Raw genomic sequence first — 21,728 nt, 5'->3', positions numbered from 1 at the left:
GGGTTCGCACCGACGCTTTCGGGAGTTGTCGGCGTGTCGGCGACGCGTGTCGGCGATCGCGTCGGATCGGCCGCGGACCGTGCGTGTCAGGACTCGCGCAACAGGTCCAGCGCGTGCTGCAGATCGGCCGGATACGGGCTGGTGAACTCCACCCGGCGGCCGTCTGCCGGATGGGCGAAGGCGAGCGAACGCGCGTGCAGCCACTGACGCACCAGACCGAGCCGTTCGGCCAGCACCGGATCGGCGCCGTAGGTCAGATCACCGCAACAGGGGTGGTGCAGCGCGGAGAAATGCACGCGGATCTGGTGGGTGCGCCCGGTCTCCAGGTGGATGTCGAGCAATGACGCGGAGGCGAACATCTCCAGCGTGTCGTAGTGCGTGACGCTGGGCTTGCCGTTCGCGGTGACCGCGAACTTCCAGTCGCTGCCTCGGTGACGGCCGATCGGCGCATCGATGGTGCCCGACGGCGGATCGAGGTGGCCCTGCACCAGGGCGTGGTAGCCCTTGTCGACGTCGCGGTCCCGGAAGGCCCGCTTCAGCAGCGAGTAGGCGCGTTCGGACACCGCGAGGACCATGACGCCGGACGTGCCGACGTCGAGGCGGGACACGATGCCCTGCCGCTCCGAGGCCCCCGACGTGGAGATGCGGTAGCCCGCCGCCTCCAGGGCTCCCACGACGGTCGGCCCCGTCCACCCCTGCGACGGATGCGCGGCCACGCCGACCGGCTTGTCGACGACGATGATGTCGGAGTCGTGGTAGATGACCTCGAGGTCCTCGACCGGTGTCGGCTCCACCCGCAGCGGTTGCGCCGGTTCGGGCAGGGTCACGTCCAGCCAGCTGCCCGCGGCCAGTTTGTGGGACTTGCCCACCGCCACACCGTCCACGGTGACGTCGCCGTCCTCTGCAAGCGTCGCGACGACCGTCCGGGACAGCCCGAGGATGCGCGACACCCCGGCGTCGAGCCGCATACCGTCGAGTCCGTCGGGAACCGGCATGGATCGCGACTCACGCATCGGCGTCCCCCGCCGACGCCGGCTGGTCGTCGTGGTCGTGCCGGGCGGCCCAGCCGGTCCGCGAGCCGTCGTATTCGAATCCCAACAGGGACAAGATCACCAACAACACGGCGCCACACACCACTGCGGAGTCGGCGACGTTGAAGACCGGCCACCACCCGACCGACACGAAGTCGACGACGTGACCGCGCAGCGGACCGGGCGAACGGAAGATCCGGTCGGCCAGGTTGCCCATCGCACCGCCGAGCACCAGGCCCAGACCGAGAATCCACCACGCCGACCGCAACCGGCTGCTGTAACGCACGATGCCGATCACCACCACCAGCGCGACGATGGTCAACACCCACGTGTAGCCGGACGCCACCGAGAAGGCCGCCCCGCTGTTGCGGACCAGCCGCAGGGTCACGACGTCGCCGATGATGTGCACGGGCCGCATCGGGTCGAGGTTGGCCACCGCGATCGACTTGGTGAGCACGTCGAGCGCGATGACGCCCGCCGCGATGGCCAGCAGCGTCCACACCACGCTGTACCTGCGCCCCGTGTCCGTCGCGGCCGGCCTCCGGTGCGTGTCGTCGGTGCCCGAGGGTCGCCTTTGCTCGGCGTCCGTCGGTTCACCCCCGTCGACCGGCCCCGGTGTCGGTTGGCTCATGACTCCATCATCCACCCCATCATCATCCATCAGCGCTCCAATACGCTGGGCGCCGTGTACCCCACTCTTCGCCGCAGCGCCCGACTCACCGTCGCGACGGCGCTGCTGATCGGGCTCGCCGGTTGCGGTTCCGACGATCAGAGCCCCGACGCCTCCTCGACCTCTGCCCCACAGGCGGGCTGCGCGAACGAGACCACATCCGGTCGCGACGGCGTGAACCTGTTGCCGGTCGCACCGGCCAAGGTCACCGTCGTCGATGCCGGCACCGGGGACAAGCGCATCGCCGCGGCCGGCCCGGAGCGCGGCACACCACAGTCGCTGACGCTCGTGACCACCTCGTCGGTGGCCTCCGCGGGTGACGAGCAGGCCCAGACCGTCGAGATGCCGATGGATGCCCGCTTCCATTGCACCGACTCCACCGATCTGGAGATGACGCTGGGCACCGTCACCTCGCCGGAGATGGTGCTCGACGACCAACTCAAGGCGGTCGCCGGATCACAGGCCGGACTGGCCATCGGACCGGGCTCGATGCCGATCTCACTGCGCCTGCTGCCCGCCGAGGGCGCCGGGCCCGAGGCGCGTTCTGCTGTCGAACAGTCACTGGTGCAGGCGTTGCAACTCTCGGTACCGGTGCCGACCGAACCGATCGGAGTCGGCGCACGCTGGCGGGTCGAACGCACCATCAACAGCGCGGCCACGGTGACCCAGCAGATCGACGCGACCCTGCGATCCCGGGACGGGAATCGGTTGGTCGTCGACGTCGCGGTGGACGAGACCCCGGTCAACTCGGTGTTCGCGATCCCGGGGTCCGGCCAGACCCTGCACATCGCCCGATTCAGCAACACCGGTACCGGTCAGCTCACCCTCGACCTCACGCGTGGGCTGCCGGTCGCCGGAACCATCCGGGTCGGTGGCGCACGGGAACTCGTCGGGAGCGATCCGGCGCGGCCGCTCGTCCAGCGGACCGGGTTCTCGGTCACCTGGCGCTGAGTCGGCCGGTCGGCGAGGGGCGGTGATCTCGATACGGCCCTCGCAAGCTCGGACCTACTCGATCAGCAAACAAACAGCGACCCCCGCAAGCTCGGACCTACTCGATCAGCGGAAGAAGCTGCGGCCTCACGGACTCACACACGACGACAGACGGGCCGGTGATGCGAGCTGCTGCCCGCATCACCGGCCCGCCGGTCGACCGATGTCAGATCAGTTGGGCGCCTTCGAGGTCGACGCCGCCGAGTCCGAGCACATCGGCGTGGTGACGTTGTTGGCGGTGATCAACGGGCACACCGTGTCCCGCGACAGCTTCCAGCGGCCATCGACGTAGACGATGCTCGCATCCAGCTTGGTCGGCGGGTTGTCGGGCAGCTTGACCTGGACCTTCACCGTGGCCTTGTTGGGCCCGGCCGGGATCACCGGCGGGAAGATCTCGTAGGTGACGTCGGGGTTGTCCTGCTTCGCCTTGACGAGCTCGTCGAAGATCTTCGGGTCGGCCGAGGAGCCCTCGACCAGCTCGGTCTTCTCCGAGTTCGGCACCGACGGATCGAGCGCCTGGTTGAGCATCTGGTTCAGCGTCGCCACCGACGGCCGCTGGTTCGGGTCGGTCACGCCCCCGGCTTCGCCCGAGCTGTCCGCCGAGGCGGCGGCCGACGACACGGTCGGCACCGACGGCACGTCGCTGTCATCGCTGCCACAGGCCGCAACCGATGCAACCGATGCCGCGATCAAGGCGGCGGTCACGATCTTCGGAAACTTCACCGATCTCCCTCACTGTTGTTCGTCCTGCCCGCGGTGGCGTCTCGCCCGCCGCAGGTCCTGGCAGATTCTGGCCGGCTTCTCCCCCTCGGGGCCGCCAAAACTCACACCACTATGCCAAATCGACGACGACTGCCCCAACATCCGCAGGGAAACGTCGCACGTCCCAGACCGAACGGTTGACGCGCGGCCCTGGTTCCCGAAACCCTGGACCGCATGACTCCGGGTTCGACCTCGACCGCGCCGTCGGGCATCCGCATCGTCCTGATCACCACCGGAGGGACCATCGCGGCGCAGACCACCGCCGACGGTGCCGTGCCCCGGCTGTCCGCCGACGATCTCCGGCCCGCCTCGACCCGGGCCGAGGTCGACACGGTCGACCTGATGTCGGTGGACAGCTCCGCGATGACCGTGGCCGACCAGTTCGCGATCGTCGCAGCGATCGTCGAGGCGCAGGCCGACCCCGGCGTCGACGGCGTGGTGATCACCCACGGCACCGACACGCTCGAGGAGAGTGCGTACCTGGCCGATCTCTTCGTCACCGACGACCGCCCGGTGGTGTTCACCGGGGCCCAGTTCCCGGCGGACACCCCGGCGTCGGACGGCCCGGCCAACGTCGAGGCGGCGTTCGTGGCTGCCACCGACCCCGCCAATCGTGGACGCGGGGTGCTGGTGGCACTCGGCGGCGAGATCCGTTCGGCTCGAGGCATCTTCAAGGGATCGACGACGCACGCGGCGGCGTTCGACAATGTGCACGACGATCTCCCGCGGCGACGTGTCGATCACCCGCTGTCGCGTGTGCGATCGGCCCGGGTCGACACGTTCGCGCTCTATCCGGGCGTGTCGCCGGGGATCATCGCGGCCGCGGTGTCCCAGCAGGCGTCGGGCATCGTCCTGGCCGCGACCGGTTCGGGAAACACCCATCCGGACATCACCGCCGAGGTCAACGCCGCCGTCCGCGCAGGCATCGTGGTGGTGGTGACGTCCCGCGTCCCCTACGGCGCGGTGGATCCCACCTACGGCGGTGGTGGCGGGGCGGTGGATCTGGAACGGGCGGGTGCCATCGTGTCGCGCTGGCTGCGGGCACCTCAGGCTCGGATGGCCCTGCTCGCGCTGCTGTCGACGGGTGCGACCGCCGACGAGGTCCGGGAGTTCTTCCGCACCGTCGGGCCGGACTGAACCGGACGGCACCGGCAGGTCTCAGCTGTCGATCTCAGCCGGGATCTGGCGCCTCGGTCGTGCGCAGGTCCGGCCACGCCAGGCTGTCGAGTGGATCGGCCCGCCGCAGGGTCGGCTCGCCGACGCCGAACGTCACGGCCCGCCCGGGCCCGGTGGCCCTGGTCTCGAAACGGACGGTCACCACACCGTGCCCGCTCCCCTGTACCCATCCGTGCCCGTGATCGGGATGGGTGACGTCGGTCCCGGTCTCCCAGGTCTGCACGGCGTCGCCGGCGTCGCCGATGTGACCGGCCGCGACGCCGGTCTCGCCCTCGGGCCCGACCGCCGCGACGACCGCGTCGGAAGACGGCCCGGCCGCGACGAACGCGGCCTCGGCGTCCTCCCCGTCCTCGGTCACCGCCAGGTCCGCCCACTCCTCGTCGAGCTCGGCGAACAGCGAGAACTGTTGCACCGCAGTCAGACCCGAGAATCCCACGCCAACGAGCCGGATGGGTCCGATACTCCGGGGATCGAGTGCCAGCCGTTGCGCCGCCGACGTCAGGACGCCGAGTTCGGTGGTCGCGGCGGGCAGCGTCATCGATCGCGTGAGCACCGACATGTCCGAACGTTTGAGTTTGAGCACCACCGTCCGCGCGCCGCGACCGTCGGCCAGCAGGCGACGATGGGCGCCGTCGGCCGCGGCCTCGATCGCCGGCCGCAACTCGTCGAGTTCGACCAGATCGCGCGCGAAGGTGGACTCCGCGCTGATCTGCTTGGCGGAGGCACGCTCGGCGACCGGCCGATCGTCGATGCCCATTGCCAGCCGATGCAGCGCCGGCCCCAGAGTGGCACCCAGCACGGAGACGACCTCGATGTCCGACATCGCCGCGAAGTCGCCGATGGTCTCGATCCCCAGGCGGTGCAGCCGATCACCCGACACCGGCCCGATCCCCCAGAGCTTGCGAACCGGCAGCGCATGCAGGAACGCGAGCTCGCGCGTGGGTGGAATGGCCATCACCCCATCGGGTTTGGCGAGTCCGGAAGCGATCTTGGCGATCTGTTTGCCACTGCCGAATCCCACCGACGCCGAGATCCCGACCGTATCGCGGATCCGGGCCCGCAGACGTTCGGCGAACGCCGTCACCTCCTCGACTGATGCGCCGGCGAGTTCCACGGGTTCACCGAACGCCTCGTCGAAGGAGAGCATCTCGATCACCGGGATCGCGTCGCGGACGAGGCCGAAGATCCGGGCACTCACCACGCGATAGACGTTGCCGCGAGGGGGAAGCACCACGGCTCCCGAACCGACCAACCGGCGCGCCTGGTGCATCGGCATCGCCGAGCGGGCACCGAACGCGCGGGCGCCGTAGCTGGCCCCGGCCACCACACCCCGGCCGCCGGTCCCGCCGACGAGCACCGGCCGGCCCTGCAGCGTCGGTCGCGTCAGCTGCTCCACGGATGCGAAGAAGGCGTCCATGTCCAGATGCATCACCCACCGCGCACTGCGCGCGGACTCGGGGCCGATGGGCCCGGACGATGATGGGACGGCGGACGCCACTCCCGCATCGTAGTTCGACCGCGCCGGCGAGCCCCGGACCGGCCTAGGACCGGATCTCGAACACCGGCAGATCGTCGAGGTGCGCGGCGAGCGTGGCGTCGTCAGGGTCGGTGCCCATGCCCTCCGGCAGGAATCGGCCGACCTCCCAACCCCACTTCGACAGGTAGGCCCGGATCATCGGCGCCCGGTCGGCGGGTGCCACCTCGACGAGGCGGACCGACCGCCGACGACGACCACGCCGCAGTTCCGCGGCGTCGTTCACCCGGACGTTGCGCACCCACTGGGTCGTCCCGCGCGGCGCCACGAGGTACTCGTGGCCGTCGAGACGCAGCGGGTTCACCGGCACGCTCTGCGGCCGCCCGCTCACGCGGCCGGTGACCGTGAGGGTCTGCGCGCCGGCGAGGTTGACGCCGTGATCGGCGAGCCAGCGCACGCTGGTGTTGAAGAGATTGTCGAAGCCCTTCGGTGCGCTGTAATGCGTGGTGGTCATGTGCCTGTCCCTTCGGAGGTCGATTCGAGAGCACCGCTCTCGCAAAATCATTCTGAACCCCGTCGAACGATAAATCAAGAGCAGTGCTCTCATTTGTGCGAGACTGTCTGCATGACGGGTGGGACACGCGCGGCAAACCGCGCCGCGATGGAATCGGAGATCCGCCGACTGGGCCGGGAGCACCTCCGCACCCACGGCGCAGCCGGTCTGTCCCTGCGCGCGATCGCCCGCGAGATGGGCGTGGTGTCGTCGGCCGTGTACCGCTACGTTCCCAGTCGCGACGACCTTCTCACCCTGCTGCTCGTCGAGGCCTACTCCGACCTGGCGGACACGGTCGATGCGGCCATCGCCCCCATCGATGAGGCGCGGCCGCGCGATCGACTACGCGCGGCGACACGCGCGCTGCGACGATGGGCCGTCGATGATCCGGCCCGGTGGGCGCTGCTCTACGGCAGTCCCGTCCCCGGGTACAGCGCGCCCGCCGAGCAGACCGTCGAGCCGGGCACGCGGGTCGTCGGGACGCTCATCACCGAGGTGGCACGTGCCCACACCGCTCGGGAATCCCCCGCCGTGGAGCCGGTGCCGCGATCGGTGGCCCGCGACTTCGACGCCATCCGAACGGAATTCGACAGCGACCTGCCCGACGGCGCACTGCTGATCGCCACCACCCTGTGGGCGACGACGATCGGCGCGATCAGCCTCGAGGTCTTCGGCCAGTACGGATCGGACACCTTCGAAGATCCGGAGGCACTGTTCGTCGCGCAGATCGAGCGCGCGCTCGCGCCGATCGGCGGATGACCGTCAGGACGCGGCAATGCTCGCCAGTACCCGACGAAACGTCGCGTAGTCCTCGCGTCCGACGCGTCGGGTCCAGCCGGATTCAATGGCGGCCAGCCGACGATGCAGGCGACCGAGGAACTCCGCGCCCCGATCGGTCAGTTCGACCCGGCGGGCCCGGCGATCATCCGGGTCGGGCTGCTGCCTGACGAATCCGCGGTCGGTCAGATAGGCGACATGCTGACCGGCCCCCTGTTTGGTCATCCCCAGTTCGGCGGCCAGATCAACCGCCCGCATCCCACCCCGCTCGACCACCTCGAGAATCCGGAAGTGAGAGGGACGCAGCCCATCCCAATCCTCGGCGGGAAATGACGCACGGAGCTCACCGAGCGCGGCGCCGAGGAGCTGTGCGGCGTGCGGGGGCTTGACCGATTTGGACAAGAGACTTACCTTTCTTGGTAAAGCTACTTGACCAAAGGCTACCTCATGGACGTCGCGGCGCTGCTCGGTCCCGCGGGACTTCCCGTCCCGTCGCTGGAGTCGATGCTCGGAGTGCCGGAGGCGACGGTCACAGGCATCGACGAGGTCGAGTACGACCTGATGGCACTCACGACGGGCGGACGATGGCGCGTGGGCGTCAAGACCCCGCAGGGGCATCGCTGCTACGTGGTCAAGGTCGCACGCAGCTTCGCGCTGTCGCCGATTCTGGCGATGATCCCGCCCGATCTGCGCGACGCGGCCATCCGCGAGCTGCCCTGGCGGATCGAACCCGACGTCTATCGTTCCGCGCTGCACCGGCACATGCCGCACGGATCGCGGCTGCCGGAATGCCACGCCGTCGTGGACCTCGACGAGAACTCCGCAGCGATCTGGCTGGAATTCGTCGCGCACGACAGGTCGGCCTGGACCGCTCAGCGCTACCGGGATGCCGCACGCCTGCTCGGCCGACTGGCGGCGTCGCAGTCGATCGCCGACATCGCCGACGGTATCGGTCACCCGGGAGGTCCTGGGCAGGCGCGGATGTACTGGGCCGGACGATTGGCCGATGAGTTCGTCCGCAGCTACGTAGACGGCACCGCCTGGGACGACCCGGTGGTGTCACGCCATGTCGATGCCGGGTTCCGCGAACGGATGTCGCGCTTCATCGACGGCGCGCCCGCATTGCTCGACGAGATCGAGTCACTGCCGTTGCTGAGTGCGCATGGCGACGCATGCCCCAACAACCTGCTCGCGTGCGACCACGAGTTCGTGATCATCGACTGGGCATTCTTCTCGCGCGGCCGGATGGGCTTCGACCTGAGTCAGTTGGTCATCAGCGAGATCGAACTCCGGAAGACGTCGCCGGGGCGTCTGGCCGAGACGCAGCGGGTGTGCCTGCCCGCCTACCGTGCGGGGCTCGTCGACGGCGGGGTGAACGTGCCGGCGGCCGAACTCGAACGGGCACACCACATCCAGCTCGCCGCGGCACACGTCGTGTCGGCGATACCGCTCGACCTGCTCGCCGCCGCCGACGACGCTGACCTGGTGCCGGGATCGACCCTCGATCTGCTCACCGCCGACCGTGTCGCCATGGTCCGGGGCATGCTCGACGCCATCGGGATCTGACCCACCATCACCGCGAGATGCGACGCGGTTCGCCGACACCGACCAGTTTCTCCGGGTTACGCGTGGCGTAGATGTCGGCGACGAGACCGTCGACCACATCGAGCACGAAGACCCCCTGTAGTTCACCGTCGAAGAAGAGCCGCATACCCGGCAGACTGTTGAAGATCGCCGGCTCCACCCGGAAGCCGTCGAGTGTCGGCCCGACACGCGCGAAGCCGGCCAGCAGGCGGGCCACGGCGAGGGCCCCGCGAATCGGCCTGCGCACCGCGCTCGCCTTACCGTCGCTGTCGGCCGTGAACACCACGTCCGGCGACATCATCGTCATGAGCGTCTCGATCTCACCCGACTGCGCCGCGGCCATGAAGGCATCGGTGATCTCGGCCGTACGGGTGGCGTCGACGGGGACGAAGCGACGTCGTCGGGCCTGGACGTGCGCGCGAGCCCGATGTGCCGCCTGCCGGACGGCCGCGTCGGATCTGCCGACCATCTCGGCGATCTCGTCGTGCCCGAACCCGAACACCTCCCGCAGCACGAACACGACCCGCTCGTCGGGACTGAGTGTCTCCAGCACGACCAGCATCGCGGTGGAGACCGACTCGGCCAGCACGACGTCGTCCGCGGCGTCGTGCTCGTCGAGCAGGATCGGTTCCGGCAGCCATGGGCCCACATACTGCTCCCGCCGCCGCGACGACGCACGCAATGCGTTGAGCGCCTGTCGGGTCACCACCTTGGCGAGATAGGCCTTGGTGTCCTCGACGGCCACCAGATCGACACCGGCCCACCGTAGGTAGCTCTCCTGCAGTACATCGTCGGCATCGGTCGCCGAACCGAGGATCTCGTAGGCGACCGTGAACAGCAGCGGCCGCAGTTCGGTGAACCGGCGTGCGTGCTCGTCCCCGGCGTGGGTCACACCATCACCTCGGGGTCCCCGACGCCGACCGCGCGCGGCCGTCCGAACGAGGGAGTGACGCCCGGCCGGCGGCCTTCCAGACGAAGGCCCCAGACCACACCGCGGCAGACGACCTCCTTGATCGCAACGGCGGTCCGTCCCGAGATCACCGCCCGCGACGGCGTGTCGTCCCGGTGGGTCAACTGGATCACCGCGTCGTGCCGGCCGAGCGAGGTGCACTGTCCGACGAAAGCGAGCCGGATCGGCACCGGTTCCGTCCCCGCCAGGCGGGCCAGCACGGTGTCGGCGGCGTGCGGACCGAGTTGATTCGCCGCCTGGCAACTCATCCGGAACGCGCTGCCCGACGGCGCCACCGCATCGCCCGCACCCACGATCCGCGGGTCGTCGACGCTGGTCAGCGTCTCGTCGGTGACCAGCCTGCCCAGCGGGTCGGTGGTCAGACCGCTCGCGGTGGCGAGATCGGGGACGCCGAAGCCGGCCGCGACGATCGTCGTCGCGCTGCGCATCACCCTGCGCTCACCCATCTCCACCACGGTGACGGTATCGGGTCCGACGGCGGTGACATGGCAACCCTCGAAGATCGCGACACCGAGTCTCCGCAGCCGCCGACGGGCGGCCCGCCGGGCCCCGTCCCCGAACGAGGGTGCCAGGTTCGCACCGCAGACCAGTCGGACCGCCATCCGGGCGTCGGCCAGCTCGGCGGCCATCTCGATGCCGGTCAGCCCACCGCCGACCACGGTCACGGGCTGATCCTCGTCGGTCGTGTCGACATCGGCCAGGTGACCCCGCAGGCGCTGCGCCGCTTCCCATTCCCCGAGTGCGAATCCGTACTCGGCGAGCCCGTCGATCGCGTCGGCCGCGGTCCCCGACGAGCCCACCGCGTAGACGAGATGGTCGTAGTCGAGGGCCGCGCCGGACGCCAGTTCGACCCGCCCGTCGGCGATCCGGGTCGCGGTGTCGACGACCAGGCGCACGCGGTCGGACAGGACCTGCCGGTAGTCCTCCTCGGCCGTGCCGGTGCCGGCGATCCACTGGTGCAGCCGAATCCGGTGCACGAATCGCGGCCGGGCGTTGACGACGGTGATGTCCGCGGCGCTCCCCTCCGCACTCAGGCGGTTCGCGGCCATCGTCCCCGCGTACCCGCCACCGAGGACGACGATCCGCGGGCGGTGTGTGGTGTTCATGGTTGCTCCCTTTCGACGGTTGACAACCACGGGACACCGCCGGCACCCGACGCGTGACCGACGGTGACCCAGATCACACCGCGATCGTCAGGGAGCCACCTTCGTCACGTCCGCCGTCACTCCGTCGCCCAGGTCGATCGCACCGACGGGTCCGCTGTCGGCGTCCACCACATCGAACGAGACCGCGAGAACCTCACCCGCGATCAGCCCGGCGTGCGTACGCGCCCAGGCCAGCCGTTCCACCGGCACCACGAGCCGCACGGCGATGCGGTCGGAGACGTCGAGGCCCAGCGTCCGTCGCGCGTCCTGCAGTTCGCGGATGCGGTCCTTGGCCCAGCCCTCGGCCTCGAGTTCCGGCGTCACCGACGTGTCGAGCACGACCAGGCCACGTCCGCCGGGGAGTTCCGCCGTGGAATCGGGTTCCACCGCGACGAGCCGGCGGGTGTATTCACCGTCGTACAGTTCGATGCCGTCGGCGACGACGACTTCGGCACCGTCCGGGCCCGCCTGCACCGACCAGTCGCCGGACTTCACCGCCTTGATCGCGCGCTGGACATCCTTGCCCAGGCGCGGGCCCGCGGCGCGCGCGTTGACCGCGATCTCGTAGCGGCCGTACACATCCGCGTCGGTGGCCAGGGTCACCGACTTCACGTTCATCTCATCGGCGATGAGATCTGTGTACGGGGCCAGGTCCTGCGCGGTCGGCGACGCGACGGTGAGACCCGGCAGCGGCAGCCGCACCCGCAACTTGTTCGCCTTGCGCACGCTCGACGCCACCGAACAGACCTCTTGGACCTCGTCCATCGCCGACACCAGCGCGGCATCGGCCGGCAGGTCGTCGCCGCTCGGCCAGTCGGTCAGATGCACCGAACGGCCGCCCGTGAGGCCACGCCAGATCGCCTCGGTCGCCAGCGGCAGCAGCGGCGCAGCCAGTCGCGAGGCCACCTCCAACACCGTGAACAGCGTGTCGAACGCCTCCGGATCGTCGTCCTGACCCGCCCAGAACCGCGACCGCGAACGTCGCACATACCAGTTGGTCAGCGACTCCACGAACTCGCGGAACGCGTCGCACGCACCGGACACGTCGTAGGAGTCGAATGACTCGGTCATGACGTCACGCGTCACCGCGAGCTTCGCCAGGATGTAACGATCCAGCACGTTCGCCGAATCGGTCCGCCAGGTGGCCGGCCGCTCGGCATAGAGCTGCAGGAAGCTGTAGGCGTTCCACAGCGGCAGCAGCGCCTGACGCACTCCCTCGCGGATGCCGCGCTCGGTGACGACCAGATTGCCGCCGCGCAGGATCGGGCTGGCCATCAGGAACCAGCGCATCGCATCCGAGCCGTCACGATCGAAGACCTCGTTGACGTCCGGGTAGTTGCGCTTGGACTTCGACATCTTCTGTCCGTCGTCACCGAGGACGATGCCATGGGCGGCAACCGATTTGAACGCCGGGCGATCGAACAGGGCGGTCGCCAGCACATGCAGGTTGTAGAACCAGCCGCGCGTCTGACCGTTGTACTCGACGATGAAGTCGCCCGGATTGTGCGCCGGCTCGCCCGCCGCGTCGTCGCCGTCGAACCAGGCGGCGTTCTCGAACGGGTAGTGCACCTGGGCGAACGGCATCGAGCCCGACTCGAACCAGCAGTCGAACACCTCCGGGACACGACGCATCGTCGAACGCCCGGTCGGATCGTCGGGATTCGTCCGGGTCAGTTCGTCGATGTAGGGACGGTGCAGGTTGTCCGGTCGCACTCCGAAATCACGCTCGAGGTCGTCGAGGGAGCCGTAGACGTCGATCCGGGGATACTCCGGGTCGTCGGAGATCCACACCGGGATCGGTGCGCCCCAGAATCGGTTACGGCTGATGTTCCAATCCCGGGCACCCTCGAGCCACTTGCCGAACTGGCCGTCGCGGATGTGCTCCGGCGCCCAGGTGATCTGCTTGTTCAGCTCGAGCATCCGGTCCTTGATCGGCGTGACCGCGACGAACCACGACGGAACCGCCATGTAGATCAACGGCTTTCCCGACCGCCACGAGTGCGGATACGAGTGCTCGATGGTGTCGTGGCGCACGATCTTGCCGACGGACTTCAGGTCCTTGATGATCACCGGGTTGGCGTCGAACACCATCAGGCCCTCGTACGGCGGCACCATCGCGGTGAACCGGCCGCCCGGGTCCAGCGGCTGCACCACCTCGATGCCGTTGGCGGTGGAGAGGTCCATGTCCTCCTCACCGAACGCCGGCGCGAGATGCACGACACCCGTACCGCTCTCGGTGGTCACGTAGTCGCCGAGCAGCACCCGGTGCGCGTTCTCATGTCCGACGAAGAAGTCGAACGGCGGCGTGTACGCGAGGCCGGCCAGCTCGGCGCCGCCGTAGCTGCCGACGACCTCGGGATCGGCGATCTCCTTCGCGTAGGCGCCCAGCAGCGCCTTCGCGAGCAGGTACTCCTCGCCATCGGCGGCCTTGACGTGGACGTACTCGACGTCCGGATTCACCGCGATCGCGAGGTTCGACGGCAGCGTCCACGGGGTGGTGGTCCAGATCAGCGCGTTCACGCCGTCGAGGGCGGTGAGCGGGCCGTCGGGGACCACCAGCGGCATCCGCACGGTGACCGCCGGGTCCTGGCGCATCCGGTAGGCGTCGTCGAGCTTGGATTCCTGGTTGCTCAGCGGAGTCTGCTCGTACCAGCTGTACGGCAGCACGCGGTACCCCTGGTAGATCAGCCCCTTGTCGTAGAGCCGCTTGAACGCCCACATCACCGACTCCATGAAGTCGAGATCCAGCGTCTTGTAGTCGTTGTCGAAGTCGACCCAGCGAGCCTGCCGGGTCACGTAGTCGCGCCACTCGCCGGTGTAGCGCAGCACGGAGTCACGGCAGTAGTCGTTGAACTTCTCCATGCCCATCGTCTCGATCTCCGACTTGTCGGTGATCCCGAGCTGACGTTCCGCCTCCAGCTCGGCTGGCAGACCGTGAGTGTCCCAGCCGAAGCGGCGCTCGACCTTCTTCCCCCGCATGGTCTGGTACCGCGGTACCAGATCCTTGACGTAACCGGTGAGCAGATGGCCATAGTGCGGGAGGCCGTTCGCGAACGGCGGCCCATCGTAGAAGACGAATTCCTCGGCATCGGCGCGATTCTCGATGGATGCCGCGAAGGTCTGGTCGGCGTCCCAGTACGCCAGAACGCGTTCCTCGACGTCGGGGAAGAATGGCGTACTGCGCCCACTGAGGGCGTCGCTCGCTCCGCTCCCGGCGTCGGTCGTCATATCGACGATCGGGTAGACGCGGGCTCCACCGCCACCGGCAGACTCATCGGTGGGGTCGTTGCTGTGGACCGTCTCGGTCATCGGTCGTTCTCCTCGTGCCGGCATACGTACATCTGCTCTGGCACGGGGACGCACACCTGGTGGTCGACGACCACTCGATCCGCGCGGTACCACCCCGCTTGCACCGCCCGATCCGACGAATCGATCGGTGCCACTCCATGGCCCGCGGAGATCCGCGGACCCACGGCTGTGTCGGGCCGTACCCGCCCAGGTCTACTGGGAACCGCCGCAACGGTCCCGTTCTTCCGGGTGCTCCCCGGTGATGGCCGGATCAACGCAGCACCGAGTGTAGCCGGGCACCGACCTCGCCGACCAATCGATTACGGCGCGAGCGCCACATCAGACCCGGCGAGTCCTAGTCCAGCGGTGGTCGCCAGTTCGGGTCGAGCGGATCGAACTTCTGCGGGCGGGGTTCGCGCGGCTGCGCGTCCTGGTCGCCTGCGGCGTCCGGAAACGACTCGGTGGCCGGCTCGTCCCGATAGCGGTGCGGCCGACGCGGGGCCTGCGGACCACCCGCCCCCGGCTGCGCATACTGCGGACCTGCCGGCGGTCGCGGCGGCTGATTCGTGGCAGGCCGATTCATCGGGGGCTGATTCATCGGCGGCTGGTTCATCGGGGGGCGGTTCGCCGGTTGCTGCGATTGACCGGGTGCCGGCCCGACACCACCCACCGATCGGAGATAGTCGTCGAGGTTTCCCTCGCGAGCAGGAGCATTCCCGGCCCGGGTGGCCGAGGGCCGCGGGTCGGCTGCCGGTGCCGGGGGTCGTGGCGCACCGACACCCGGCCTGGGCTCGGGGACTGCCACGTCCGGGCTCGGCTGATCCACCACGTCGTCGGACGCGCGGTACCCGGTGGTCCGCTCATCACGGACGACCTCGTCGTCGTCGGCGTGTGCGTCGGCGTCCACGAAGTCACCGATCGACGGCTCGTCGCGGCGACGCCCCGATCTCACGATGTCGGCGATCAGGAATCCGAGGCCGACCAGACACACGACGATGCAGGCGATGGCCAGCCATACCGTTCCGGTGATCAGTCCGAGCACCAGGAACACGAACCCTATGAGCGTCGCCGCCAGGGCCAGCGTCAGCACAAGTACTCCCGCTCGTCCGCCGACTAACTCGGTGAGTAGCTGGTGAACCCGCCGTTACCCGGGTCCGACGAGAACGTGTCGGCACGACCGCCCTCGACCGGCGCAGCACTGCCGCGCTGCTGCAGCTCCTCGAGCTGCGACTCCAGATACGTCTTCAGGCGGGTCCGGTACTCGCGTTCGTAGACCTTCAGCTGCTCGATCCGACCCTCGAGGACGGTCCGCTGCTGATTGATCGTGCCCATGATCTCGCTGTGCTTACGTTCGGCATCGGTCTGCAACGCGTCGGCACGCTCCTGCGCCTGACGGACCTGGGCCTCCGAGCGTGTCTGGGCATCGGCAAGGATCGCCTCGGAGCGCTGGCGGGCATCGGTGAGCAGTGCGTCGGCCTTCGACTGCGCCTCGGACACCATCGCGTCGGCACGCTGCCGGGCATCGGTGACCAGCGAATCGGCTTCCTGACGCGACGTCGAGGTCAACCTGTCGGCCGTGTCCTGGGCCAGCGCGAGCACGCGGGCGGCGCGGACGTTGGCGTCATCGTCGGAGAACTCCCGCGGGGGTGCGGCGGCAGGAGCCGGGGCCTCCTGGGCCACGGGAGCCGCGGCGAAGACCTGGGTGCGCTCCTCGGCGGCCGGCGTATCGGTGCCTGCGGGCGCTGCAGAACGCGCGTCGGAGACCTCGCCCTCGAGCTCCTCGACCCGCTGCTTCAGGTCGCCGTTCTCCTCGATGAGACGGGCCAGTTCGGCCTCGACAAAGTCGAGGAACTGATCGACTTCATCTTCGTTGTAGCCGCGTTTACCGATAGGCGGTTTGCTGAACGCGACGTTGTGCACATCAGCTGGTGTCAGCCGCATGTCGGTTCCCCTCATTTGTCGGTCGATTGTGTTGTGGCGCGCGCCGACTCGCTTCGCTGCCGGCCCAGGTCGGTCGGGCCCGCTCGCGCCGCTCCCGGCGCGCGGGTCGGATCACGCTTGTTCAGTTGGCACCGCACCAGTCTGCACACTCTTTGCTGCAGGCTGTCACTGTTTATTCATACCAGTCCAATTGGTAACTGGCGTCAAATCCTGTCACACGAGAACCGCTCGTAGCACCTGATCGATGCGCTCCTGAAATGAAACAGTCACTCGATGATGACCATCCAACCGTAAACCACTGGGCGTCAATGGTCACAGAGTGGTCACGGTCCAGCGTGTCGGGATTCGACGAGCGCTACGGACATCAGACGAATCCGCAGGTCAGGCGAGACCCGCCAGGGCGGCCGCCGAGCTACGACTCAACGAACTCACCACCTGCATGGCGATCAGGACGACGATCATCACGATCATCAGCGACAGATCCAGACGCACCGGGCCGAGCGGGATCGGTGGCAGGATGCGGCGCAGCGCCCGGATCGGCGGATCGGTGGTGGTGAAAACGATCTCGATGATCACAACCGCGATGCCGGTGGGCCGCCATTCCCGGGCGAATGTCCGGACGAGCTCGACCACGAGTCGCGCGAGCAGGAGCAGCCAGTAGATGAACAACAGGTAGTAGAGAACCTGAAACAGAATCGTCACGCCTCCAGGTTGCCTGAAATGTCGGACGGGTAGGTATTCGGCCAGCTCACCGAGCGATGACAACGTGATGAGGCGACATCGGGATGAGGTGACATCGAGGTGAGGTGACATCGAGGTGAAACGACAACGACCCGCCGTCGGGGTCGATTCCCCGGGGCGGGTCGCTGTGCGTGTGCGGTCAGCTGTGGTTGTAGAAGCCGGTCTCGGCGATCTTGCGACGATCCTCCGGCGAGACGTCGACGTCGGCGGGCGACAGCAGGAACACCTTGGTGGCGACCTTGTCGAACGATCCCCGCAGCGCGAACGCCAGGCCGGCGGCGAAGTCGACGAGACGCTTTGCGTCGTCGTTGCTCATGTCGACCAGATCCATGATCACGGGATTGCCGTCGCGGAAACGCTCACCGATCGTGCGCGCCTCGCCGTAGTCCGACGGCCGCAGGGTGGTGATCTTCTGCAGCGGGCCATCGGCGAAGACGCGCTCGAGTTCGGCGCGCTGGTCGGGGCTCATCGTGGAACGCACCACCCCTGCAGTCCGCATCCCCGACCGCTGCAGCGGCTCGAGTCGAGCCTGCCGCATCCGTTCGACCGGCTCCCCGTTGTGCCGCCCCCCGGCGTAGGCGTATTCGGGTACCGCGTCATATCCACCGCCGTCGTAGGAGTTCGTCTCGAAGCTGCCCGCGTATCCCTGCGGCTCGAACTCTCCCGGGAACCGGCGGTCGTCGACGTAGGCGTAGTCGGCGTCGCGCGGACCCTCACGGAAGCCCCCGTCGCGCATACCCCCGTCGCGCATACCACCGTCGCGGAACGGCGCGTCGCCGTAGTAGTCGTCCCGATAGCCACGACCGCCGCGCGGCACTCCCCCGCCCGGCTCCTCGAGGTAGTCGTCCTCGTAGTCGCCCGGAGGCACCATGCCGAAATACGCCTTGAACTTCTGCATCGTGGTCATTGCGGGCCTCTCTGTCGTCCAACGCTGCCGGGGAAGCAGTGAGGGTGGTGCAGTTGTGTATCTCTGTGTTCGTTGGTTCTCGTGTGACCAATGTGATTACTGAGAGATTAGCGGCCGTGGCCCCATGATCGCGGTACCGACACGCACGCATGTCGATCCGTGCACAACCGCGGATTCGAGGTCCCCGGACATGCCGGCCGACAGTTCACGGGCGGCGGGGTGGTCCGCCATGAAGGCCTCGCGGATCTCCGCGGCCCGGGCCATCCACCGCTCCGCCGACCCCTCGACTGGGGCGATCACCATCAACCCGCGCAGTGCGAGTCCGGGTGCCTCGACGACCCGGTCGGCGAGCCCGGAGAGGTCGTCGACGAGTACGCCGCCCCGATGCGGATCCCCGTCCAGGCTGACCTGCAGGAGGATTCCGAGTGGCGCAGACCGCACCCCGGCGTCCAGTGCCGCCTCGGCGCCGACGGCGAGGGCATCGACGACCTTGTCACGGTCCACCGAGTGGACCGTCCGCGCCCATGCGGCAACGCTTTTGGCCTTCTTCGACTGCACACTGCCGATCATGTCGAACACGACATCGCCTGCGGCCGCGGTGTCCTGCGCCACGTCGGCGATCTTGCGGCTCGCCTCGGGCTCGCGGGACTCGCCGAACGATCGCACGCCCAGATCCATCAGGCGCCGGACATCGTCGGCCGGGAAGAATTTCGTCACCACCAGTAGTTCCACGTCCCCGGGTGCGCGACCTGCTGCGGACACGGCTGACGCGAGGCGCGCGCGTGCCGCCGAAAGTCCCTCGGCGAGTTCGTGTGTCCGCGAGTCATCGCCCCCGTCGGCCGCGGTCACCCCTCGCCGTCCTCGTCTCCGGACGACCGTGAATCGATCCAGATCAGCGACGCCAGCCTGCCGGTGGGCGCACCGCGCCGATGACTGAACAGGGTCGGGTCGTCGATGGTGTCGCGCGGATCGGCGGCGACCGCGGCCACACCCGCCGCGAGCAGTTGCCGGCGTATCCCGGCCCGAAGATCCAGACCGGTTGTGCCCGAGGCGGTCACGCATGCACTGCCGGGCAGGTGTTCCTCCACGTCGCGCTGCATGTGCGGCGGCACCTCGTAGTGGTCTCCGGCGGCCGCCGGTCCGAGCAGGACGCCTATCCGCTCCGGGCGCGCACCGAGACCGATCATCGCACGCAGCGTCGCCGGGATGATCCCGATCCGCGCGCCGACCCGGCCGGCATGGACACCGGCGATCACGCCGGCCTCGTCGTCGGAGAGCAACACCGGTACGCAGTCGGCGGAGAGGACGGCCAACGCCAGATCCGGCTCCGTGGTGACCAGCGCATCGGTGGCCTCGACGGCTCCGTCGACCGGACCGGTGACGACGGTGACGTTGCGGCTGTGGATCTGTTCCATCCAGACGATCCGGCCCGGCGGCAACCCGATCTGCTCGGCCAGCCGAACGCGATTGTCGGCGACGGCCTTCGGGTCGTCGCCGACATGATCGCCGAGGTTGAACGAGTCGTAGGGAGCCACCGAGACGCCACCGGATCGGCCGGTGACCACACGGCGAACCCGCATGGCGGGGCTCAGCGCTTCATGAACGACGGCACGTCGACGTCGTCGTCGTCGAGGGTGACGTTGTTGCGCCGCGGACGCTCCGGTTCCACGAACGGATCGCCCGAGGTACTGGGCAGTTTGCCGAACAGCGGATCATTGTCCTGCGCACCCGCCGCCACGGCGCCGGCCTGACCGGAACTCACCGTCGACTTGCCCGCCGCGGCCGGCACCTCGGTGCGCTTCCGAGGTGTGCCGCCGTCGAATCCGGCCGCGATCACGGTGACGCGGACCTCGTCGCCGAGGTTGTCGTCGATCACCGTGCCGAAGATGATGTTCGCGTCCTCATGGGCGGCCTCCTGCACCTGCGTGGCCGCGTTGTGGATCTCGAACAGTCCGAGGTCGCTGCCGCCGGCGATCGAGATCAGCACGCCGCGAGCGCCTTCCATGGACGCCTCGAGCAGGGGCGAGTTGATGGCCGACTCGGCGGCCTTCTTCGCGCGATCCTCGCCGCGCGAGGACCCGATACCCATCAGGGCGCTGCCTGCGTCGCTCATCACGCCCTTGACGTCGGCGAAGTCGACGTTGATCAGCCCGGGGGTGGTGATCAGATCGGTGATGCCCTGAACACCGTTGAGCAGCACCTCATCTGCGCTGCGGAAGGCATCCATCAGGCTGACCTGCGCGTCACCGAGCTGCAGGAGCCGGTCGTTGGGGATGACGATCAGCGTGTCGCAGGACTCCCGCAGGGCGGTGATCCCCGCCTCTGCCTGACCGCCACGACGCTTGCCCTCGAAGGAGAACGGCCGCGTGACCACACCGACGGTCAATGCGCCGAGCTTGCGCGCGATGGACGCGACGACCGGCGCACCACCGGTGCCCGTTCCGCCGCCCTCGCCCGCGGTGACGAACACCATGTCGGCACCCTTGAGGAGTTCCTCGATCTCGTCGCGCGCGTCCTCGGCGGCCCGGCGTCCCACCTCCGGATCGGCGCCGGCGCCGAGACCTCGGGTCGAGTCACGACCGACGTCGAGTTTGACGTCGGCGTCGCTCATCAGCAGAGCCTGGGCGTCGGTGTTGATCGCAATGAACTCAACACCTTTCAGCCCCTGCTCGATCATTCGGTTGACGGCGTTCACGCCGCCGCCGCCGATGCCGACGACCTTGATCACGGCCAGGTAGTTGTGCGGTGGCGTCATGTGCCCGCCTTCCTCGTTCGATCCCGAAACTCTAAACCTGAACCATAGATTTAGAGTTATGTCAAGTAGATGGATGTTGGGGATGACGCTAGGCACCGAATGGCGTGGTGGCCAGCAAGCGGGCGGCGTGTCGCGAAGTTGGCCTGCGATTTTTCCTCGACGTCACACCGTGGCGGGGTCCCGGCACCGATGTCGAGGTGTCGTCGCGATGCAGCGGGCCGCACGGCCGATGCGGCCGCCGACCCGCGAAAGTCATTTGAAGGCCGGGAAATCGGGGCTCGACACGTTGTACATGGTCGCGGGACGCGTCAACAGCGCGTCGAGGGTCCTGGCCTTCTCCGCACCGCGGGTGCTGTCCCCCCAGATCACCGTCTTGTCGCCCGTCAAGGTGAACTCGATGTCCACGGGTGAGGACGCGGTCACCTTGCGCAGTCGGCCCGAGATCGATGCGGGCAGTTCGGCGACCGCCTTGAGGGTGGCCACCGTGGTCGGGTCCCCGGGACCCGGGTTGGGCGTGGAGAACTCGGGCAGGCGGTTCATCTCGGGCGGTACACCGGTCGTCGTGTCGTACTCCAGATACCCGACACCGGTGCGGTCGAGCACATGGACCTTCTGGCCGTCGGTCACCTTCACCACGGGTTGCCGTTCCACGACGGTGATGGTGAGGGCCGACGGATAGCTGCGCTGCACGCGGACCGATTCGACCGACGGGATCGCGGCGATGCGCTGGGCCACCGCCTGGGTGTCGACCTGCAGCAGCGGCGTCCCGTTCGGGACCCGGGCGGCGCCGATGATCTGATCCGTGGGCACCGCGCGGTTGTCCTGGACGTCGGTCGACCGCACCGACATGAGCGGGGTGAAGTAGGCGATCAGGCCGAGTCCGACGACCACCACGACGACCGCGAGGGTGCCGAGCAGCAGTCGAGATCGGCGTGATCCACCTCGCCCCCGCCCGATCATGGCC

Annotated in this window: 21 protein-coding genes; 4 read left to right on the top strand and 17 right to left on the bottom strand. The window is 68.5% G+C overall.

What is annotated here, in order from left to right:
- Positions 1-86: 86 nt before the first annotated feature.
- Entirely contained in the window at positions 87-1,013 is a 927-nt protein-coding gene (locus D7316_RS01445) for an RluA family pseudouridine synthase (protein ID WP_124706721.1), read from the bottom strand.
- A complete protein-coding gene (gene lspA, locus D7316_RS01440; RefSeq protein WP_124706720.1) occupies positions 1,006-1,662 on the bottom strand; it encodes a signal peptidase II in 657 nt (218 codons plus the stop codon). The genes D7316_RS01445 and lspA overlap by 8 nt, the downstream gene beginning before the upstream one ends.
- A gap of 54 nt (positions 1,663-1,716) precedes the next feature.
- Here lspA and D7316_RS01435 point away from each other — a divergent pair, with 54 nt between their 5' ends.
- Entirely contained in the window at positions 1,717-2,652 is a 936-nt protein-coding gene (locus tag D7316_RS01435; protein WP_197718163.1) for a hypothetical protein, read from the top strand.
- A 210-nt stretch (positions 2,653-2,862) separates the two neighbouring features.
- Here D7316_RS01435 and D7316_RS01430 read toward each other — a convergent pair whose 3' ends face one another.
- A complete protein-coding gene (locus D7316_RS01430; protein WP_124706719.1) occupies positions 2,863-3,414 on the bottom strand; it encodes a hypothetical protein in 552 nt (183 codons plus the stop codon).
- A 213-nt stretch (positions 3,415-3,627) separates the two neighbouring features.
- Here D7316_RS01430 and D7316_RS01425 point away from each other — a divergent pair, with 213 nt between their 5' ends.
- A complete protein-coding gene (locus tag D7316_RS01425; RefSeq protein WP_124706718.1) occupies positions 3,628-4,590 on the top strand; it encodes an asparaginase in 963 nt (320 codons plus the stop codon).
- A 34-nt stretch (positions 4,591-4,624) separates the two neighbouring features.
- On the opposite strand, the gene D7316_RS01420 is transcribed toward D7316_RS01425, so the two are convergent.
- A complete protein-coding gene (locus D7316_RS01420) occupies positions 4,625-6,058 on the bottom strand; it encodes a DNA polymerase IV (RefSeq protein WP_232017111.1) in 1,434 nt (477 codons plus the stop codon).
- 112 nt (positions 6,059-6,170) lie between these two features.
- Entirely contained in the window at positions 6,171-6,617 is a 447-nt protein-coding gene (locus D7316_RS01415; RefSeq protein ID WP_124706716.1) for a nitroreductase/quinone reductase family protein, read from the bottom strand.
- A 111-nt stretch (positions 6,618-6,728) separates the two neighbouring features.
- Here D7316_RS01415 and D7316_RS01410 point away from each other — a divergent pair, with 111 nt between their 5' ends.
- Entirely contained in the window at positions 6,729-7,415 is a 687-nt protein-coding gene (locus D7316_RS01410; RefSeq protein ID WP_124706715.1) for a TetR/AcrR family transcriptional regulator, read from the top strand.
- A 3-nt stretch (positions 7,416-7,418) separates the two neighbouring features.
- Here D7316_RS01410 and D7316_RS01405 read toward each other — a convergent pair whose 3' ends face one another.
- Complete coding sequence (locus D7316_RS01405) at positions 7,419-7,835, bottom strand: MarR family winged helix-turn-helix transcriptional regulator (RefSeq protein ID WP_164473708.1); 417 nt, start codon at positions 7,833-7,835, stop codon at positions 7,419-7,421.
- Between the two features lie 27 nt (positions 7,836-7,862).
- Between D7316_RS01405 and D7316_RS01400 the strand changes: the two genes are divergently transcribed.
- Positions 7,863-8,999, top strand: coding sequence for a hypothetical protein (locus D7316_RS01400; protein ID WP_164473707.1), 1,137 nt, complete (start codon positions 7,863-7,865; stop codon positions 8,997-8,999).
- 7 nt (positions 9,000-9,006) lie between these two features.
- Here the strand turns inward: D7316_RS01400 and sigJ are convergent, their stop codons facing one another.
- From sigJ to D7316_RS01345, 11 genes are all read right to left on the bottom strand, one after another.
- Positions 9,007-9,909: an RNA polymerase sigma factor SigJ gene (sigJ, locus tag D7316_RS01395; RefSeq protein WP_124706712.1), complete on the bottom strand. Its 903-nt coding sequence runs from the start codon at positions 9,907-9,909 to the stop codon at positions 9,007-9,009.
- Positions 9,906-11,093 carry an NAD(P)/FAD-dependent oxidoreductase gene (locus D7316_RS01390; RefSeq protein ID WP_124706711.1) on the bottom strand — a complete coding sequence of 396 codons (1,188 nt, stop codon included), beginning with the start codon at positions 11,091-11,093 and terminating at the stop codon, positions 9,906-9,908. Before D7316_RS01390 ends, sigJ begins: the two co-directional genes overlap by 4 nt.
- Before the next feature lie 87 nt (positions 11,094-11,180).
- On the bottom strand, positions 11,181-14,441 hold the full coding sequence (gene ileS / locus D7316_RS01385) for an isoleucine--tRNA ligase (protein WP_124706710.1): 3,261 nt from the start codon (positions 14,439-14,441) through the stop codon (positions 11,181-11,183).
- A 334-nt stretch (positions 14,442-14,775) separates the two neighbouring features.
- Entirely contained in the window at positions 14,776-15,510 is a 735-nt protein-coding gene (locus tag D7316_RS01380) for a hypothetical protein (RefSeq protein WP_124706709.1), read from the bottom strand.
- A gap of 23 nt (positions 15,511-15,533) precedes the next feature.
- Positions 15,534-16,361 carry a DivIVA-like cell division protein Wag31 gene (gene wag31 / locus D7316_RS01375; RefSeq protein ID WP_124711031.1) on the bottom strand — a complete coding sequence of 276 codons (828 nt, stop codon included), beginning with the start codon at positions 16,359-16,361 and terminating at the stop codon, positions 15,534-15,536.
- 381 nt (positions 16,362-16,742) lie between these two features.
- Positions 16,743-17,063 carry a YggT family protein gene (locus D7316_RS01370; protein WP_124706708.1) on the bottom strand — a complete coding sequence of 107 codons (321 nt, stop codon included), beginning with the start codon at positions 17,061-17,063 and terminating at the stop codon, positions 16,743-16,745.
- Positions 17,064-17,241: 178 nt separating this feature from the next.
- Positions 17,242-18,009 (bottom strand): cell division protein SepF, encoded by a 768-nt coding sequence (locus D7316_RS01365; RefSeq protein ID WP_124706707.1) that lies wholly within the window; start codon positions 18,007-18,009, stop codon positions 17,242-17,244.
- Between the two features lie 96 nt (positions 18,010-18,105).
- Positions 18,106-18,858 carry a YggS family pyridoxal phosphate-dependent enzyme gene (locus tag D7316_RS01360; protein ID WP_124706706.1) on the bottom strand — a complete coding sequence of 251 codons (753 nt, stop codon included), beginning with the start codon at positions 18,856-18,858 and terminating at the stop codon, positions 18,106-18,108.
- A complete protein-coding gene (gene pgeF / locus D7316_RS01355; RefSeq protein WP_124706705.1) occupies positions 18,855-19,589 on the bottom strand; it encodes a peptidoglycan editing factor PgeF in 735 nt (244 codons plus the stop codon). The genes D7316_RS01360 and pgeF overlap by 4 nt, the downstream gene beginning before the upstream one ends.
- 8 nt (positions 19,590-19,597) lie before the next feature.
- Positions 19,598-20,764 (bottom strand): cell division protein FtsZ, encoded by a 1,167-nt coding sequence (gene ftsZ / locus D7316_RS01350; protein ID WP_124706704.1) that lies wholly within the window; start codon positions 20,762-20,764, stop codon positions 19,598-19,600.
- A 252-nt stretch (positions 20,765-21,016) separates the two neighbouring features.
- Positions 21,017-21,724, bottom strand: a complete 708-nt coding sequence (locus tag D7316_RS01345; RefSeq protein WP_124706703.1) for a cell division protein FtsQ/DivIB — start codon at positions 21,722-21,724, stop codon at positions 21,017-21,019.
- Positions 21,725-21,728: the final 4 nt, after the last annotated feature.

This window comes from Gordonia insulae (assembly GCF_003855095.1).
GTDB classification, from domain to species: domain Bacteria; phylum Actinomycetota; class Actinomycetes; order Mycobacteriales; family Mycobacteriaceae; genus Gordonia; species Gordonia insulae.
This window is presented reverse-complemented; position numbering and strand designations above follow the sequence as displayed.